The following is a 17,927-nucleotide window of genomic DNA, read 5'->3' on the forward strand; positions in this document are numbered from 1 at the left end:
CCAGGCCGCCGCCCTTTCAGGGAATATCCGACAGGATCTCGCGGTAATTCTCGTGCAGGTAACGCTGGGTTGCGGCGGCATCGGCGGGGCGGCCGTAAAAATAGCCCTGGCCCATGGCGCAGCCGAGTGCACGCAGCTTTTCTTCTTCCGCCCGTTCCTCGATACCCTCCGCCACCACTTCGAGATCGAGACCTTCGCACATGGCGACAATGGCCTTGATGATGTGCTCCGAAGGGCGGTCGCTGCTGATGCGGGAGACGAAAGCGCGGTCGATCTTGACCTTGTCGAAGGTGAAATCGCGCAGACGGCCGAGGCTTGACTGGCCCGTACCGAAATCGTCGAGGGAAATGCGCACACCCGCGCTCTGCAACTCGCTGATGATGCGCTGCGCGGTATCGGCGGATGTCATCACCGCCGTTTCGGTGATTTCAAGCTCCAGCCGGTGCGGGTCGAGACCGACACGCGACAGGATAGAGAGAATATTGTCCGCCGTGCCAGGGTCCATCAGCTGCGCGGAGGACAGGTTGAAGGACAAGAAAAGCTCGCGCGGCCAGAACAGGGCTGCTTCCGCCGCCTTCCTGAGCAGGGCTTCCGAAAGAGCGTCGATAAAACCTCTTTCTTCAGCCAGCGGCACAAAAACGGCGGGCGATACGAAGCCGAGATCAGGGTCGTTCCAGCGGGCAAGGGCCTCGAAACCGATGACTTTCGCCTCTTCCAGCCTGACGATGGGCTGGAAATGCACATCGATCGCATCGGTGATGATGGCGTTTCGCAGAGCCTGTTCCAGCTGGGTGGCGCGCTTCATCTCCTGAGCTATCTCGCGCGAATAGACCGTTATCTGGCCGCGGCCGCGCCGTTTGGACCGGTAAAGCGCTGTCTCGGCGCTTTTCAGCAGATCCTCGAAATCATCGCCGGCAAAAGGGTAGATGGCAAAACCGAAAGAAGAGGAAAGCCGGACGTTGCGATCGCCGAGATCGTAAGGGGCGGAGAGCACGTCCTTGATCATGTTGCCGATGCGCTCGGCACCGGTGCGCTCGAAGACCAGCGGCAGCACGAAAGCGAATTCATCGCCGTCATGGCGCGTCACGACCGCGCCATCGGGAATGCAGGCCTTCAGGCGATGCGCCACCTGGCACAAGATCTCGTCGCCCGCCTGCACGCCGAAAAGATCGTTGATGGGTTTGAAGCCGTCTATATTCGCGATGCCGACCGTGAAGGGTGCGGGATCGCTGGAGCGTTCGCTCGCGAGCATGCGAATCTTGTCTCGCAGACGGTATCTGTTGCCGAGCCCCGTCAAAGGATCGCTGTAAGCCATCGCTTGCAGCTCGTTCTGGCTGACCTGCAACGTCTGCGGCTCTGGCCGTTTCATTCCTGCATCTCGTGAATCCTGTGTGATCGCGCTCACAATGCAGGGCAAGTATTAAAAAAGCCATAGAGCCGCGAACCGAAAAAGCGGCGGCGTTTTCCGGCAAATCCACGGCTTGCCTCAAAAAGACCCGAGCAGCGGCAAAAAATGTGCTGTGTGTTCACCGTGGCGGCTGAATTTCAGGCTTGCAGTCGCAGGGTATCCTTGCCGAAAAGGCGCAGGAAAACAGCCTCGACCATATCGGGACTGACGGGTTTCAGCAGCATGTCGTCCATGCCCGACGCCAGGCATTTGTCTAGATCACCCTCGAATGCATGGGTGATGACGCCGACAATGGGAATGCGATCGTCACCGGCGAGCTCGCGCATGCGGCGGGCAACCTCGAAACCGTCGATATCGGCAAGTGTCGTATCCAGCAGGACGACGGAGGGCGCCTGTTCCGCAAAAAGACGCAGCGCCTCTTCGCCTGAGGTGGCGAGCCGGTAAGACAGCCCCAGGCCTTCGAGAATCTGCGAGAAGACGATCTGGTTGACCCTGTTGTCCTCGACGAGAAGTATCTCGCAGACGCCGCCGGTCTTGAGGATTTTGGGCAGGTCCTCGGTCATGATCTCCCAATCTTCTTCAGAGGATTTTTCTCTGGGAGAAGAGCTGAGGCCAACGGCAAGATAATGCAGCAGGGACGCATCAATCTCGTCTTCCTCAATGGTGACGACGGGCAGGCCATGGGCTTCCGCAATATCAAGGCATGCGACGCTCATCTGCGCATCGACGACAACGACATCGATGCCGACGCCCGCAGAGGCGGCAATGTCGATGAAACTGCGCTGTTCTTCCTCGCTCGTCACGACGGCACAATCCATGCCGCCTGCGGTCAGCCTTCGACCGGCAACGTCTCCAAAACGACCGTTTTCGGATACGACCAGCACCGCCTTGCTCTTCAGCAGGCCGCTTCTGGCATCGCGTTCATCATCCTTGCCGTAGGTGGAGGCGACGAAAGCAACGTGTTCGAGCGAAGGAATGACGGGCATGCCGTTCGCATCGATAGTGGCAAGTGCCGTCACATCCTCCATCGTCGTCACGAGGAAATATCGGCCCGAACGCCCAACACGCTGCTTGCGCGTGATCGTCAGCACCTCTTCGCCATTCAGGCGTCTCACCCTTTCGGGAATGACGCTCGGCGTGCCGGTGTCCAGCACCATGCGATCGGCAGCGTCGATGCGGCCTGCGACCTTGCGCGAATGGAGATCGAAAACGGTTCTTCCGAGAATGGCTTCGGCACTGGTCTCGACCATGGCGCAGGCGGATTTGTTGATTGCGGCATAGGCCATGTTCCGATCCTTAACGAAAACCGGAAACGGCAGATTGTCGAGAATATCCTCGATCAGCTGGACGCGCTCAAGATCGATGCGCCACTGCTCTTCTCTTTTCTTCTGTTCGGAAATATCGGCAACGACACTGATGCCGAGACCAGAAGGCAGGCGGTTCATGACGAAACGCAGGAAGCGTTCCCCCTTCAGCCGCTCGGTCTTTTCCGCCCGTTCCTTCCAGTGCAGCGCCAGACGCTCGCCGATCCATTCGTCCCGCCCGAGCTGGCGGGCATTGGCTGCCAGACTTTCCGTTTCCTGAAGATAACAATCGTAAAGCGCACTCAGATAGTCGCGCAGCCGCGCGCCCGGTCCGACAACGCCCTCTTCGAGCTGAAAAAAACTTAACAGCTTCCGGCTTGCGAAAATAATGTGATCATTACGGTCGTAAACGACGATCGCCGCGCCAAGCGCGTCGCAAAGGGCATCAAGCATCACCGTATGAACGCCCGCGCCAGAGGACGCCAAATCACTCAACTGCAAACTCCCGCCTGTTTTTAAGGGGTCAGGCTTATGTTTCTATTGGAATCGTCCGAGGCGGATGCCGGGATGAAACGACACATTCCGAAAAAGAGACATCAGGGTTCGCCACTTGAAGCAGTCTTGAGGAGATGATGACGCTCACCCATAGTCGACGTCACACACCACCCGAAAGGGGGGCCTCGTTCCTGCGGTCATTTCAAGCCGCCTCACCATAACCAGGGGCGATTAAAGTCGGATTAACGCTTAACCCGGCGTTGACGGAAATGATTAAATGCCGAACGGGCCGGAAAACATGTGCAAACTCTCGTCGTCGGAGTTTTTTGCTTTCGAAGCGGTGACGAATCCGCGAAAATGACGATCATGGCCATCAAGCAGCTTTCAGAAACCCTCATCAACCAGATCGCCGCCGGCGAGGTCATCGAAAGACCCTCCAGCGCCACGAAGGAACTGGTGGAAAACGCCATCGACGCCGGCGCAACGCGGATCGAGATCGCCACGGCAGGCGGCGGCAAGGGGCTGGTGCGCATCACCGACAACGGCTCCGGCATGTCACCTGCCGATCTCGAGCTTGCGGTCCGGCGTCATTGCACCTCGAAAATATCCAATACGCTGGATGATATCCGCACGCTCGGCTTTCGCGGGGAGGCCCTGCCCTCCATCGGCTCGGTCGCCAAGCTGTCGATCATCAGCCGCCAACAGGGCGCGGAACAGGGGTCGGTGATTTCGGTGACGGGCGGCAAGGTCTCGGACGTGCGGCCTGCCGCCTCGAATGCCGGCACCATCGTCGAGGTGCGCGACCTGTTCTTCGCCACGCCTGCGCGGCTGAAATTCCTGAAGACGGAACGCGCCGAGGCGGCCGCCATCACCGAGGTCGTCAAGCGTATGGCGATCGCCTTTCCGCATATCCGCTTCGTGTTGTCAGGCACCGACCGTTCCACGCTCGAAATCCCCTCGACCGGCGATGACCACCTCGCCCGCATGGCGCAGATTCTGGGTGCGGAATTCAAGGACAACGCCATCGAGATCGATGCCGGGCGCGAGGATGTGACGCTGACCGGTTTTGCCGGCGTGCCGACCTTCAATCGCGGTAACTCGGCGCATCAATATGTCTTCGTCAACGGCCGTCCGGTGCAGGACAAGCTGCTTTTATCCGCCATTCGCGGCGCCTATGCCGAAACCGTGCCGCATGGGCGATATCCCGTTGCGGTGCTGTCCCTGACGCTCGACCCCGCCTTTGTGGATGTGAACGTGCATCCGGCGAAATCCGACGTGCGCTTCCGTGATCCCGGCCTTATTCGCGGGCTGATCGTCGGCGCGATCCGCCAGGCGCTGACGCGCGACGGCGACAGGGCGGCAACGACGGGTGCGAGCCAGATGATGAGCGCCTTCCGCCCGGGTTACAGCCCGTCCAATCTCCGGCCCTCTCCGTCCGCGACATGGTCCGCCGCGACTTCTCCTTCCCGGCCGCTTGCCGTTTCCAGCGGAACGCAATTTTCGGAGGCCGTGCAGTCGCGCTTTTCCGACATCACCATGCCGACGGCGCGGGCCGAGCCGCGGGAGACTTACGAGACCGCCGCAAGCCCCTCACCAGAACCGGTGCTTTATCCGCTGGGTGCGGCACGGGCGCAGCTGCACCAGAACTACATCGTGGCGCAGACGGAAGACGGTCTCGTCATCGTCGACCAGCACGCAGCACATGAGCGGCTGGTATTTGAGGAAATGCGCAACGCGCTGCATTCCAGACGACCGCCTTCACAGGTGCTGCTCATCCCCGAGATCATCGACCTGCCGGAAGAGGATTGCGACCGGCTGATGGATCATGCCGCCGGTTTCGATGCGCTGGGCCTCGTCATCGAGCGTTTCGGGCCGGGCGCGGTCGCCGTCCGGGAAACGCCCGCCATGCTGGGCGAAGTCAATGTGCAGGGGCTGGTGCGCCAGCTTGCCGACGAGATTGCCGAATGGGACGCCGCCTCCACGCTTGCCAACAAGCTAGAATATGTCGCCGCCACCATGGCCTGCCACGGTTCGGTGCGTTCCGGCCGGCGCATGCGGCCGGAGGAGATGAACGCGCTTTTGCGGCAGATGGAAAACACACCGGGTTCCGGACAGTGCAATCACGGCCGCCCGACCTATATCGAGCTCAAACTTTCCGATATAGAACGTCTCTTCGGCCGAAGCTGATCTCGTTACCCGGCGGGCTGGCCTTGGGCCGCGTCGAGAGATATAAATTCAAGGGACTGGAGCATCCGGATTGTTCAGGAGAACGCTGCGCCGTTTCGGGCTGGATGCACTGACAGGACATAGCAGGAGACGAAAACGGATGAACAGATTTGAAGGAGGCGGAAACCGTCTCGCCGTCATCGAATATCTCGACGGTGACTTCCGGATCGTGCAGACCGGCTCGCATGTTGCCTGCGCCATCACCGGCAAGACCATTCCGCTCGATGAGCTCCGCTACTGGAGCGTGGCGCGGCAGGAAGCCTATGTGGATGCGGCGGCTTCGCTGGAAGCCGAAAAGAAGGCGGGTAATTTGCCCGCGTGATAAGGGCGCGGAAGCACGCCCATAAAGAGCCATGCGTGAGAACGCTTCTTTTCACGCTGAGACTGCTCAACTCTCCACCCTCATCCCTGTGCTTGTCACAGGGATCCAGCCAGCCCAAGTCCTTGGGCTGAGAGGACTATTCCCGCCGCGCAGACGCGCGTCGGCTGGATTCCTGTGACAAGCACAGGAATGAGGAGAAGTAGGTGCACGGCGGTTTATCTTCTTAGGTACTCTAAATTGACGGCCGCGCATGTTCCCGCAGCAGGCGGGCGCGGCAGTTCACCACCGCCGTCTCGATGATCGTTCCAGCCGCATTGGGATCGTCGAACACCATGTCGATCTCGATCACCACGCTGTTCCACAGCAATTCTTCCGCCCGGCCATGGTGACCGTTGAGGCGTATGGCGTCCTTGGCCGTCGTCACCAGCTGCAAATTTTGCTTGCCGGCGTCCTGCAGAAGATCGGCGATCTCGTCGTCGCTGAAATGGTGATGGTCGGGAAAGGAGCGCCGCTCCACGATCTCGCCGCCCACAGCCTCGACGGTTCTGAAGAATTTGGCCGGATCGGCGATGCCCGCATAGGCCAGCACGCGCCTTCCCCTGAAATCCTGCGGCTCCTGCGGCGTGATTGCGGCTACGAAAACCGGTTTTGCGGCCTTTGCCGCCATTCTCACCAGCGGATCGGCCGCATGGCCGTTACCGACCTTCAGAAGTCCCGTCATATGCCGCATCTGCTCGGCAAGCGGCGCCCGGACCGGACCGCCCGGCACGAGATGGCCATTACCGATGCCGCGCACCGTGTCGATGACGACGAGCGCATAATCCAGCGTCAGGCGGGCGCTCTGGAAACCGTCATCCATGATGATGAGGTCCACGCCCTCCTTCACCAGCCGGTGCGCGCCTTCCACCCGCTTGCGGGAAATGACGGTCACCGCCTCGCGTGCAAGCAGCAGCGGTTCATCGCCGACATCGGCGGAACGGTGCTGCGCGGGATCGACAAGGGTGGTGACATCAAGCGTGCCGCCATAACCACGGCTTAGGAAGCCGGGTTTCAAGCCCTTTGCGACGGCGGCTCTGGCGATTGTCATCGCTGTCGGCGTCTTTCCAGCACCGCCCACGGTGAAGTTGCCGATGCAGATGACCGGAACGGGAACGCTCGCCCGTTTTGCCGTACGCATCCGCCGGCCGGCAATATTGCCGTATAGAAGGGAAAAAGGTGATAACAGCCAGGCCTGCCAGCCTGCTTCCTGCCACCAGAAGGGCGGCGCTTCAGAAACCATATATGCCCGCTCCCGGCCGCGTCGTCCGCGGCATTCCGTTCGGATGTCATGTCCGGAGGTTGTTTGCCAGAAAAAACCGTAAATTGCAAAAATGGACTGAGTGGGTTTCCCTTGTCTGTCCCGACACCGGCTTGCGGTGCTTTACTCGACATGTCTGTGCGCTGGGGACACCCACTCTCCGTCTTTCCGGCCTTGTGCCGGAATCCAGTCGACGCGCGTCTGCGCGGTGGGAAGGTCTCCTTTCAGCCCAAGGACTTGGGCTGGCTGGATTCCGGCTCAAGGCCGGAATGACGGAAAATGGACCTTATCGTCCTAAGCAACCCGTTCCGGCAGCAGTGCTTCAAGTGCCGTAATGTCATCGAAACAATAATGCGCATCGGCGCCCAGGCTTTCGCGTGATCCCGTGCCCGTCAGAACCGCGATGCGCAATCCCGCGCCGGCATTCCTTGCCATATGCAGATCGTGATTATTGTCGCCGACCACCGCCACCCGCTCCGGCGGGAACCCAACCGCCTCGCAGAAACCGAGAACCATGCCGGGTTGCGGCTTGGTGCCATAACCGCTGTCATAACCCGCGACGAAATCGATATCGCTTTCGAAACCGAAGCGAATGGCCGTCTGGCGAATGGAGTTTTCATTGTCGCTGGAGGCGATGCCGAGCTTGTAGCCGCGTGCCCTCAGCCTTGCGAAAAATGCCTTGAGGTCGGTGACGGGCACGGATTTATCCGCTGCCTCAGTGAAAAGCCGATCGAGCCGCGCAGTCAATTCGCCGACATCGCAGGGCGAACCGGCCGCGACCAGACCGGCGGCGATTTCCGCCGTATTGCCGGCGGCCAGCAGGCTGTCGGGCACCACATGGCCGGTGACGGGGTCCATGCCGCAGGCGGCGAGCAGCTGGTCTGCAAGAACGGGATCACCCTTGGCCGCGATCGCCGCAAGCTCGCGGTTCACTGGTCCCCAGCTTGCGTCATAGCCCAGAAGCGTGCCGTCCTTGTCGAAAAGGACGGCCGCGATCGACTGCGTCACATCACGTTCGATATCCGCTACCATGAACCGATGGCGCTCCGAGGTTGCAGCTTGGCGGTAACGGTGAGCGGGTTGATATAGGGTTCCAGCGCCTTGACGGTGGAGGAAAGCGCGCCGCGCATATCCTGAATGACCCGGTTGCCGGCATCGATCATCTTGTAACGCTCATTGTCGTTGACCAGCAGATAATGCACCGCCTTGGCCAGCATCTCGACATCGCGGATGATGCGCCCACCGCCGGCACGGATCAGTTTCTGATAGGCCTCACGGAAATTCTGCACATGCGCGCCGGATAATACCGCGCAGCCGAGCATCGCCGGCTCCAGCGGGTTCTGGCCGCCCTCAGCCGTCAGCGAGCGGCCGACAAAGGCAAGTTCGGTCAGCCGCAGGTAAAGCCCCATTTCACCGATGGAATCGCCAAGGAAAATATCGGTTTCCGGCGTGATGACGTCGTTGCGGCTTCGGCGGGCTACAGTCAGCCCCATGGTCTTCAGCATGGCTTCCACATCGTCGCCCCGCTCGGGGTGGCGCGGCACGATGATGGTCAATTGACCATTGCGCGACTTGATCGCCGCATGCACGGTGGCGGCTGCCTTCTCTTCACCGTCGAAGGTGGAGATCGCCGCCCATGTCTTGCGGGTTCCGACCTGCTTGCGATAGTGCTCGAGTAGAGCCTCGTCGCAGGGTGGCGGATCGGTATCACCCTTGAGGTTGCCGGAAATGACCACCGGCCAGGAGCCGAGATCGCGGAAGCGTTCGGCATCGAGATCGGATTGCGCGACAACGAGGGCAAGCTTGGAAAACAGCGATTCCGCAATATCGTGCCGGTTGTTCCAGCGATCGAAGGAACGGTCGGACAGGCGCGCATTGACCCTGATCTGGGGAATGTGCCGGCGCTCCAGCTCCATCATCGTCACCGGCCAGATTTCCGATTCAGCGGTGATGGCGGCATCCGGCGCCCAATAGGCGAGGAAACGATTGACCGCGATCTTGATGTCCAGCGGCACATATTGGTGGATGACATCATCGCCAAGCCGGGTGCGGGTCAGCTCGGCCGAGGTCACGGTACCGGTGGTCAGGAGCACGTAGATGTCGCGCTTGCGTATCTCGCGGATCAGCGGAATGAGAGCGAGCGTCTCGCCGACGCTTGCGGCATGGAACCAGACGAGCGGCCCGCGCGGGCGCTCGGCACTGGCATAACCGAAGCGTTCGAGGCGACGGCGCTTGTCTTCCTTGCCCTTTGCCGCCCGATAGGAAAGATAGGGACGGGCAAAGGGATAGGCGGCAATCCCGGCAATCCGGTAACCGGAAAGAGCGAAGCGTGCGAGACGGCTGCTCATGACATTCTGCCCTTGATCATTCCGCTCAATGCCCTGCCCCTGTTCTTTGTTGTTATCGCCGCCTACTTCTTCTCAAATTGCGTCATTTTTTGTCATCGGAAACGAAAGCGCGATCACATTTTCTCGCAATCCAAATCCCGGCCTGCACGTCTTCGGCAGGAATCACGGGAAAACTCGCCTTCACCCGATAGTATTACAACGCAAGGGCAAAGGTACTCAAATTTTGTCGTCGGGATTGAGAAGACGGTGCATATGCACGATAAAATAACGCATATGAGCGTTGTCGACCGTCATCTGGGCCTTGGATTTCCACGCGGTCAGCGCAGAAGCATAGTCAGGATAGATGCCGACGATATCGAGCGCATTCAAATCCCGGAACTGAACATCCTGAAGGTTTTCCAGTTCGCCGCCGAACACCAGGTGCAGCAGCTGTTTCTGTTTGCCAGATTCCGTCATGTCTTTATCTCTTTCTTAAGCTCTGAGAGAGCCCCTCATCTGCGGGATTTCCCGGCAAACGTCAACCGTCGGACAGATGCGAAAACGCTTTCAAAAGCGCAGGCAGCGCATAATCTGCTGCAGCGCACAATGCGGGGTGGTTTACCTCACGGCGATTATACATCAGAGGTTTTCCATCAAGGCCGACCAGAAGGCCGCCCGCCCTTTCGAGGATCAGGTCGGCGGCGGCCAAATCCCACTCGTGCGAGTTCGCCTTGACGAGCGTTCCATCAATGCGGCCATCCGCCACCATGGCCAGCCGATAGGCGAGCGACGGCACATGCGGAATGCGCTTGACGCCGTCCCGAACCTCGTCCGGCAGATGCGCGATCACATCTTCAGGTGCAGCCAGATGAAAGGTGCCGGTATTTTCGCGGGCAGCGGAAATGGGTTCCCCATTCTTCAGCGCTTCGCCGCCTTCCAGTGCCGTGAATTCCTCGGCGAGCGCCGGCGCGACAAGGGCAGCCGCCACCGGCCGCCCCTGATGCACGACCGCGACGCTGACGCACCAGGTGTCCCTGCCGCCGATGAAGGCGCGGGTTCCGTCGATGGGGTCGACGACGAACACGGTGGAACGGGCAAGCCTGTCCGTGTCGTCGTCCGTCTCTTCCGACAGCCAGCCGTAGTCAGGCCGGGCGGATCGCAGGATGGTTTCGAGAATTTCGTTTGCGGCGTAGTCGGCCGCACTCACCGGCGAAAGACCGCCATTTTTCCACCAGACCTCGGGATCCTTGCGGAAAAAACCGAGCGCCGTCTCGCCGGCCTTGCGCGCGGCCTCGAGGACCAGCCTCAAATCGGAAGCCCAGCGGGCCTCTGCAATATCGTTCATTTTGCCGTATTTTCCGCGCGCCTCAGGCGGCGCGCCTGTTTTTCTCTTCGCACTTGCACACAAAGTGCCGGCGAAAACAACCCGCGGGTCGCCTCACTTGCCCGCGATCGTCATGCCTTCGATGGCGAGCGTCGGTGCAGCGACGCCGTATTTACGGTCGATATCGTTCGCCGGCGTGACACGCATGAACATGTCCTTCAGGTTTGAGGCAATCGTCACCTCCGAGACCGCGAAGGACTTTTCGCCATTCTCGATCCAGAAGCCGCTTGCACCACAGCTATATTCACCGGTGATCATATTGGCGCCATGGCCGATCAGCTCGGTGACGTAAAAACCGCTTCCGACCTGCGCCAACAGTTCTTCCGGAGATAGTTCGCCCGGCTCCAGCGCGAGATTGGTGGAGGCCGGCGATACCGAGGTTCCGCCGCGCACGCCGCGGCCGTTGGTTTCAAGGCCGAGTTCACGCGCTGCCGAGGTGGAGAGGAACCAGTGTTTCAACACCCCATCCTCGATCATCGTCATCTTCTCGCCCCTGACACCTTCTCCATCGAAGGGACGAGAGGACGGGCCGCGAACGATCTGCGGGTCATCGGTGAGGTGGAGGCCCTTTTTCAGAACCTGCTGCCCCATCTTGTCACGCAGGAAGCTGGTCTTGCGGGCGACGGAAGCGCCGTTGATCGCGCCGGCAATGGCACCAACGAAACCGCGGGCGATGCGGGGATCGAAAACCACGGTAATGTTGCTGCCGGTATCCACCTGGCGCGGGCCGACCCGCCGCACGACTTTTTCACCGGCGCGACGGCCGATCTCTTCGGCCGCATCCAGATCCGCGTAATAAAGGCGACTGTCGAAATCGTAGTCGCGCTCCATCTTCGTGCCTTCGCCAGCGATGACGCTGACGGAGCGGCTGAAACGGCTGCCCATGTAGCTGCCGGAAAAACCGTGCGAAGTAACGAGGACGAGGCCGCCCATGCCGCTCGATGCGCCGGCGCCGGAGGAATTGCTGACGCCCTTGACGGCAAGTGCCGCCTCTTCCGAGGCGAGTGCCGCTTCGCGCAGCTGATCGGCCGAGACCTCGGTCGCATCGAAAAGCTCAAGATCGTCGTAGGATGTCGCCAGCCGTTCCCTGTCTGCCAGACACGCAAACGGGTCTTCCGGAGAGACCTTCGCCATGGCCACTGCCCGTTCCGCCAGCATCTTCAGATCGAAGCCGGGATTGGCCGAAACACTCGCCACCCGCCGTCCGACGAAAACGCGGAGCGAAAAATCGTCGCTCTCGGAGGATTCGGTGCTTTCCACCTTGCCCAGCCGCACGCCGACCGATTGCGAGCGTGAACGGACGACAACGGCATCCGCCTCATCCGCACCGGCTGCACGGGCAAGATCGACAAGTTCACTGGCGCGATCGAGAAGTTTGGAAGAATCTATTTCTGAGGACATGAGTTGGCCTTTCATTCCTGTTCCATTTATTGTGCCAGGCACCCCGCATCAAGGGCGAAACGCCGCTTTCTCCATCTGAGCGGCTCCATCGCCGCCATATTCGAAAGTCCGCCCGCATGACCGAGCACGACGCTCTCTTTTCCGAACCATTGCTGCTTCTGGCCGGCGCGGTCATCGCGGCCTCGGTTTTCCGCAAACTCGGGCTTGGCACCGTGCTCGGCTATCTGGTGGCGGGCATCATCATCGGGCCATTCCTGCATCTCGTCACGGACGCGAAGGACATCTTCAATGTCTCGGAACTGGGCGTCGTTTTCCTGCTCTTCATCATCGGCCTGGAACTCAAGCCGTCGCGCATATGGCAGATGCGGCGCGACATTCTGGGCCTTGGGCTGGCGCAGGTGCTGGTAACGGGCAGCGTCCTGGCATTGATCGCGTGGTGGGCCGGGCTGATCGACGCGCGCGGCAGCCTTGTTGCGGGTTTCGGCCTTGCGCTCTCCTCCACCGCCTTTGCGCTGCAAATTCTCGAAGACGATGGCGACATGAACACGCGGCATGGCAACCGCTCCTTCTCGATCCTACTGTTTCAGGATCTCGCCATCGTGCCGCTTCTCGCCCTCGTCACCATTCTGTCCAATCGCCCGGACGTGCCGACGGATTCGATGGCCTACGATCTCGTCGCCTCCGTTGTCGCGGTGGCGGGCATGGTGCTGGCCGGGCGTTACCTTTTGACGCCGATGTTCCAGATCATCGCCCGCACGGGTGCGCGGGAAGTGATGATCGCCGCCGCCCTCTTCGTCGTCATCGGTGCTGCCGCCATCATGGAGGCGGTCGGGCTTTCCATGGGCATGGGCGCGCTGCTGGCTGGGCTGATGCTGTCGGAATCCTCCTACCGGCACGAGCTGGAAGCCGATATAGAGCCGTTTCGCGGGCTGCTTCTGGCGCTTTTCTTCATGGCGGTCGGCATGTCGCTGCATGTCAACATCGTCTATGAGCACATCGTCCTCATCCTGATCGCCGTGCCGGCGATGATGGCGGTGAAGGCGGCCGTCATCTACAATCTGTGCCGCATCGCCGGCTCGTCCCGTTATGCGTCGAGCCGTATCGCGCTGCTTCTGGCACAGGGCGGTGAATTCGGTTTCGTGCTGTTCACGACGGCCGCTGCCTCCGGACTGTTTCCGCAGGCGACCGCCTCGATCCTCGTTGCCGTGGTGACGCTTTCCATGGCGCTGACGCCGCTACTGGCCGTGATTTCGCGCCGGCTGACGGCGGAGGATGCCGAGGAAGACACTCTGGACGAGGATTTCGACGGGGCGGGCGCGGATGTGCTGATGATCGGCTTTTCGCGCTTCGGCCAGATCGCCTCGCAAATCCTTCTGGCGGGCGGGCGGGATGTGACTGTCATCGACAGTTCGGCCGATCGCGTGCGTCAGGCCGCACGGTTCGGTTTCCGCATCTTTTTCGGCGATGGCACCCGCAAGGATGTGCTGATCGCGGCAGGCATCGAACGGGCCGATCTGGTGGCGGTCTGCACCCATAAGAAGGAAGTCACCGACCGCATCATCGACATGATCCAGTCGGAATTTCCAAGCGTGCGCATCTATGCCCGCTCCTATGACCGCGTGCACTCTCTCGATCTCAGGAAAAAGGGCGTGGAATATGAAATCCGCGAGACGCTGGAATCGGGTCTGCTGTTCGGCAGGCGCATTCTGGAAGGGCTGGACATGGACGGCGAAAGGGCGCTGGCGATCTCCGACGACATACGCGAGCGCGACGAGGAGAGATTGCAGCTACAGGCCGTGGAAGGTCTCGCCGCCGGCAGGCAGATGCTGCATAACAAGCCGGTGCGCGAAGTGAAGCCTGAGCCGCTGATGAAGCCGAAGAACAAGGCGGAGAAGCGCGAGGAAGAGGAAGACGGGGAAACGGAAGTTCGTTGTAGGTGACGAGGCAGGCATTAGCGCAGGGAGCGCGCTGCTTGTTTCTTCTCCCCGCCGGGGAGAAGATGGCCCGAAGGGTCAGATGAGGGGGCAAGCTCTCCGTATATCGCTACCGTCGCCCCCTCATTCCGCTGCCGCGACCTTCTCCCCGGCGGGGAGAAGAAGCGAGTGGCACCCGCTCGCTCGATAGTGAATATTCAGGGAGTAGCGCTCAAGCCTCCACGCCCTGCCCGCGGTGAAACAGTTCCACCTGCATGTTGATCTGCCGTTTCAGATCGTCCTTGATGCCAGCGGATGCGTTCAGCACCTCCTCGGACTTCAGGAAATCCAGCACGCCGAAACGGTGCACCGGCGGGCGCAGGAAAATGTGCGGCGGACGTAACCTCAGTTTCAGGGCAATCGCCGCCTGCATCATCAGCTGGCTCGCGCCGAACAGGCTGTCCAGCCGGTTCGGCATGGTGGTGCCGTCGCCTTCGGGACCGCCGACGACATCGACGCCGATGACGATATCGGCCTGATCCAGCAGATGTTCATAGGGCACGGGGTTGAAGATGCCGCCATCGATCATGATGCGGCCATCGATACGCACCGGCATGAACAGCGCCGGAATGGCGGCGGACGCCGCCAGCGCCTGGATGATTTCGCCGGTTTCCACCACCACTTCGGTTTGGGCGTAATAGTCCGTGGTGATCACTTTGAGCGGAATGGCAAGTTCCGAGAAATCCTTCGGCAGGGCCTGCGGCATCAGTGCGTGCAGAATGAGTTCGAGATTGAACTGCCCGAGGCGAAAACCATCGACCGCATGGCGCATCGATGCCGGGCCGAGGCTCCAGAGCCGGTTGGCCACCGAGCCCTTCCGCCCCATGAGTTCGAGCGTATATTCACGGATTTCCCGGCCCGTCATACCGGCCGCCATGCCTGCACCGATAATGGAACCGATCGATGAGCCTGATAGCGCCACCGGCCGGATGCCGAGTTCGTCCAGCGCCTCGATGACGTTGATGTGGCAGATGCCGCGCGCACCGCCGCCGCCGAGCGCCACGCCGAATGTCGGTTCCTGGCCACCCGTGCCGCCGCCTTCGAGAACATCTTCTCCGGCGCGGACGATCGTGACGCTCTCGTTTACACCCTGCTCCATGCGAATACCCAAAACTCTTTCCCCGCACAGGTCCTGTCTGCCGGCATAGCATATCCGCGACACTGCCTGACCGTATAGGTCGACAGGACGCAGGCTCTGCCTATTCGGCAAACAAGACAAGACCGTGGCGTGACGGGAAGGTGTTCCCGTCAGGGCTCGTAGCGGTAGAAATGCATTTTCGTGTCGCCGAAGATGCGGCTTTCAAGCAGCTTGAACGCTGCATCGACATTGACCGCGACATCGCCGCGCTCTTCCAGAATGGCAAGCGCGCCGGGTGTCAGCCAGCCGCCACCATGGGCAGCAGCGAAAGCCTTCTCGCCATGGCCATGGCCATAGGGCGGATCGGCAAACAGAAGATCGAAAGGCTCGATATTGTTGACGCCGCCGAGCTTGGTCGCGTCACGCCGCAGGATGCGGGCACGCCCGTGCAGCCCCAGCGCATCGATATTCTCCCACAGAAGCCCCCTGCCCTCGACGCCGTTTTCGACGAAGAGCGCCACGCGACAGCCGCGCGACAAAGCCTCCAGACCGACCGCGCCCGTTCCGGCAAAAACGTCCAGAACGCGCGTGCCATCCAGACTTTCCGGATAGGCGTGGCTCAATATGTTGAAGAGGCTTTCCCGCGTCCTGTCGATTGTCGGACGAATGGAATTTGTTTTCGGCGCGGCCAGTGTCCGGCCGCGGAACTCACCGCCTACGATCCGCATTACGTGTCATTCCCCTGCCTCCAGAAGGTTTGCCACCCGGGCCTTTGCCACCCGGCTTGCCGCCGCCGGGGCCATTGCCGCCGGGGCCTTTACCCTTGCCCGAAAAACCCGAACGTTCGCCACGCTCGCCCGGTTTTCCAAAGGATGGCTTGCCCGATGCGGGTCTGCCACCCGGTTTTGCGCCCCGGGGCTTATCCCCGAAAGGTCGCTCGCCACGCGGACGATCGCTGCGTGGGCGATCACCCTCTTCACGCGGCTTGTCACGGAACGGCCGGTCACCGAAAGGTTTTTCGCCACGGGCGGTGCGATCGCCGAAGCTCTTTTCGCCGCGCGGACGGTCGCTGCGCGGGCGATCACCATCCTCACGCGGCTTGTCGCGGAACGGCCGGTCGCCGAAGGGCTTTCCGCCACGCGCGGTGCGGTCGCCGAAGCTCTTCTCGCCACGGGGGCGGTCGCTGCGCGGGCGGTCACCATCCTCACGCGGCTTGTCGCGGAATGGCCTGTCGCCAAAAGTCTTTTCACCGCGCGGCGCGCGATCGCCAAAGCTCTTGCCGCCACGCGGACGGTCGCCGCGTCCGCGACCACCTTCCTCTTCGCGGGGGGAATCCGAACGAATCCACTCGCCCTCGGCATCGGCATGCCTGACGACGTTGCGGCGCGCCTCCGCCTGGGCAGATGGCTTCTTGAACAGGCTTTCGGCTTCCGCACGGGCGGAAGACTTGCGTTCCTTGCCGTCACGGGTCGGCCTTGCGCCGGGCGCCATCCACACATTGGCGGTGCGGTTGGTGCCGGCGGGCTGGCGGGGGCTGCGGCGCTCTTCGCCATCATCCTCGCTGCGGCCCTTTGCGCCGAACTTCCCGGCGGGCTTGGAGCCGAACTTGCCGGCAGGCTTGTCGCCACGCCTGGTGTCGAGCCGGCCAAGCGCCTTTTCGCGACGGTCTTCCGGCTTGCCGGCGGTCTTTTCAAAACGGGGCTTGCCTTCCGGCGCGTCGCCCTTAGCCCATTCCGGCTTGGCGCGCTTTGCCGGTGCTTCTTCTTCGTCGTCAACCGTCGGCGCATCGTAGATCGGCGCGTCGAAATTGGCGCCAGCCTGCTCGATGAGGCGTGGGCCGAGCTGGTCGCGCAGCATGCGGCCGCGCACTTCAAGCACCTTGCCCTCAGCGAGATCGCCGAGCTGGAACGGGCCATAGGAGATACGGATCAGGCGGTTGACCTCAAGGCCGAGCGCGCCGAGCACGTTCTTGATCTCGCGGTTCTTGCCTTCGCGCAGACCCATGGTGATCCAGACATTGTGGCCCTGGGTGCGGTCAAGGGTCGCGTCGATCGCGCCATACAGCACGCCGTCAACGGCGATACCCTCTTTCAGCTTGTCGAGTGCGGCCTGATCGACCTCGCCATGGGCGCGCACGCGGTAACGGCGCAGCCAGCCGGTGGTCGGCAGTTCCAGCACGCGGGAGAGACCGCCATCATTGGTCAGAAGCAGCAGGCCTTCGGTATTGATGTCGAGGCGACCAATTGACAGGACGCGCGGCAATTCACCCGGCAGATTGTCGAAAACGGTCGGGCGGCCTTCCGGGTCGGAATTGGTCGTCACCAGACCGGCGGGCTTGTGGTAGAGCCACAGACGCGTGCGCTCGGCACCGCGAATCGGCATGCCGTCCACTTCGATCTTGTCCGAAAGCGTGGCGTTCACCACCGGGCTATCCAGCTTGACGCCATTCAGCGACACGCGGCCTTCCATGATCATCCGCTCGACATCGCGTCGCGAAGCGACACCGGCACGCGCCATGATCTTGGAGATGCGCTCTGGCTTGGTGCCGACGACGGCTTCCTGCGCCGTGGCAGCCCTTGCTTCCACCGGTTTGTTTTCACGCTCTGCGGCGGGCTTGCCGGGGCCTTTCGGCTTCTTGTCGCGGCTAATTGTCTTGCCGCCGTCACGCTTCGGCTTGTCTTTAAAAGTCATTTGCTGTTTGCCTGTTGTTTG

General features: G+C 61.4%; 14 protein-coding genes. 3 read left to right on the plus strand and 11 right to left on the minus strand.

The window, feature by feature from the left end; genetic code table 11:
* Nucleotides 1-16: 16 nt before the first annotated feature.
* A complete protein-coding gene (locus OK142_RS05390; RefSeq protein ID WP_003494108.1) occupies nucleotides 17-1,369 on the minus strand; it encodes a putative bifunctional diguanylate cyclase/phosphodiesterase in 1,353 nt (450 codons plus the stop codon).
* Nucleotides 1,370-1,545: 176 nt separating this feature from the next.
* On the minus strand, nucleotides 1,546-3,165 hold the full coding sequence (locus OK142_RS05395; protein WP_498681738.1) for a response regulator: 1,620 nt from the start codon (nucleotides 3,163-3,165) through the stop codon (nucleotides 1,546-1,548).
* 408 nt (nucleotides 3,166-3,573) lie between these two features.
* On the opposite strand from OK142_RS05395, the gene mutL reads away from it, so the two are divergent.
* Nucleotides 3,574-5,394 (plus strand): DNA mismatch repair endonuclease MutL, encoded by a 1,821-nt coding sequence (gene mutL, locus OK142_RS05400; protein WP_498681740.1) that lies wholly within the window; start codon nucleotides 3,574-3,576, stop codon nucleotides 5,392-5,394.
* Nucleotides 5,395-5,533: 139 nt separating this feature from the next.
* Nucleotides 5,534-5,755: a DUF2093 domain-containing protein gene (locus OK142_RS05405; protein ID WP_003494102.1), complete on the plus strand. Its 222-nt coding sequence runs from the start codon at nucleotides 5,534-5,536 to the stop codon at nucleotides 5,753-5,755.
* Nucleotides 5,756-5,987: 232 nt separating this feature from the next.
* Here the strand turns inward: OK142_RS05405 and lpxK are convergent, their stop codons facing one another.
* The 6 genes from lpxK to OK142_RS05435 all read right to left on the minus strand — a co-directional run bounded on the left by lpxK (nucleotide 5,988) and on the right by OK142_RS05435 (nucleotide 12,164).
* Nucleotides 5,988-7,034 carry a tetraacyldisaccharide 4'-kinase gene (gene lpxK, locus OK142_RS05410; RefSeq protein ID WP_498681487.1) on the minus strand — a complete coding sequence of 349 codons (1,047 nt, stop codon included), beginning with the start codon at nucleotides 7,032-7,034 and terminating at the stop codon, nucleotides 5,988-5,990.
* A gap of 312 nt (nucleotides 7,035-7,346) precedes the next feature.
* Nucleotides 7,347-8,084: an HAD family hydrolase gene (locus tag OK142_RS05415; RefSeq protein ID WP_498681489.1), complete on the minus strand. Its 738-nt coding sequence runs from the start codon at nucleotides 8,082-8,084 to the stop codon at nucleotides 7,347-7,349.
* Nucleotides 8,078-9,400, minus strand: a complete 1,323-nt coding sequence (waaA, locus tag OK142_RS05420) for a lipid IV(A) 3-deoxy-D-manno-octulosonic acid transferase (protein WP_003494096.1) — start codon at nucleotides 9,398-9,400, stop codon at nucleotides 8,078-8,080. The genes OK142_RS05415 and waaA overlap by 7 nt, the downstream gene beginning before the upstream one ends.
* Before the next feature lie 216 nt (nucleotides 9,401-9,616).
* Nucleotides 9,617-9,856, minus strand: coding sequence for a DUF4170 domain-containing protein (locus tag OK142_RS05425; protein ID WP_003494094.1), 240 nt, complete (start codon nucleotides 9,854-9,856; stop codon nucleotides 9,617-9,619).
* Between the two features lie 61 nt (nucleotides 9,857-9,917).
* Complete coding sequence (locus OK142_RS05430; protein WP_035241665.1) at nucleotides 9,918-10,724, minus strand: 3'(2'),5'-bisphosphate nucleotidase CysQ; 807 nt, start codon at nucleotides 10,722-10,724, stop codon at nucleotides 9,918-9,920.
* A 93-nt stretch (nucleotides 10,725-10,817) separates the two neighbouring features.
* Nucleotides 10,818-12,164, minus strand: coding sequence for a TldD/PmbA family protein (locus OK142_RS05435; protein ID WP_498681491.1), 1,347 nt, complete (start codon nucleotides 12,162-12,164; stop codon nucleotides 10,818-10,820).
* 116 nt (nucleotides 12,165-12,280) lie between these two features.
* Here OK142_RS05435 and OK142_RS05440 point away from each other — a divergent pair, with 116 nt between their 5' ends.
* Nucleotides 12,281-14,104: a monovalent cation:proton antiporter-2 (CPA2) family protein gene (locus tag OK142_RS05440; protein WP_498681495.1), complete on the plus strand. Its 1,824-nt coding sequence runs from the start codon at nucleotides 12,281-12,283 to the stop codon at nucleotides 14,102-14,104.
* A 205-nt stretch (nucleotides 14,105-14,309) separates the two neighbouring features.
* On the opposite strand, the gene OK142_RS05445 is transcribed toward OK142_RS05440, so the two are convergent.
* The 3 genes from OK142_RS05445 to OK142_RS05455 all read right to left on the minus strand — a co-directional run bounded on the left by OK142_RS05445 (nucleotide 14,310) and on the right by OK142_RS05455 (nucleotide 17,906).
* A complete protein-coding gene (locus tag OK142_RS05445; protein WP_498681497.1) occupies nucleotides 14,310-15,236 on the minus strand; it encodes a patatin-like phospholipase family protein in 927 nt (308 codons plus the stop codon).
* A gap of 149 nt (nucleotides 15,237-15,385) precedes the next feature.
* On the minus strand, nucleotides 15,386-15,943 hold the full coding sequence (gene rsmD / locus OK142_RS05450) for a 16S rRNA (guanine(966)-N(2))-methyltransferase RsmD (protein ID WP_082183794.1): 558 nt from the start codon (nucleotides 15,941-15,943) through the stop codon (nucleotides 15,386-15,388).
* Complete coding sequence (locus tag OK142_RS05455) at nucleotides 15,924-17,906, minus strand: pseudouridine synthase (RefSeq protein ID WP_498681499.1); 1,983 nt, start codon at nucleotides 17,904-17,906, stop codon at nucleotides 15,924-15,926. The genes rsmD and OK142_RS05455 overlap by 20 nt, the downstream gene beginning before the upstream one ends.
* Between the last annotated feature and the right edge of the window lie 21 nt (nucleotides 17,907-17,927).

The sequence above is a fragment of the Agrobacterium sp. BT-220-3 genome (assembly GCF_025910175.1).
Lineage (GTDB): Bacteria > Pseudomonadota > Alphaproteobacteria > Rhizobiales > Rhizobiaceae > Agrobacterium > Agrobacterium oryzihabitans.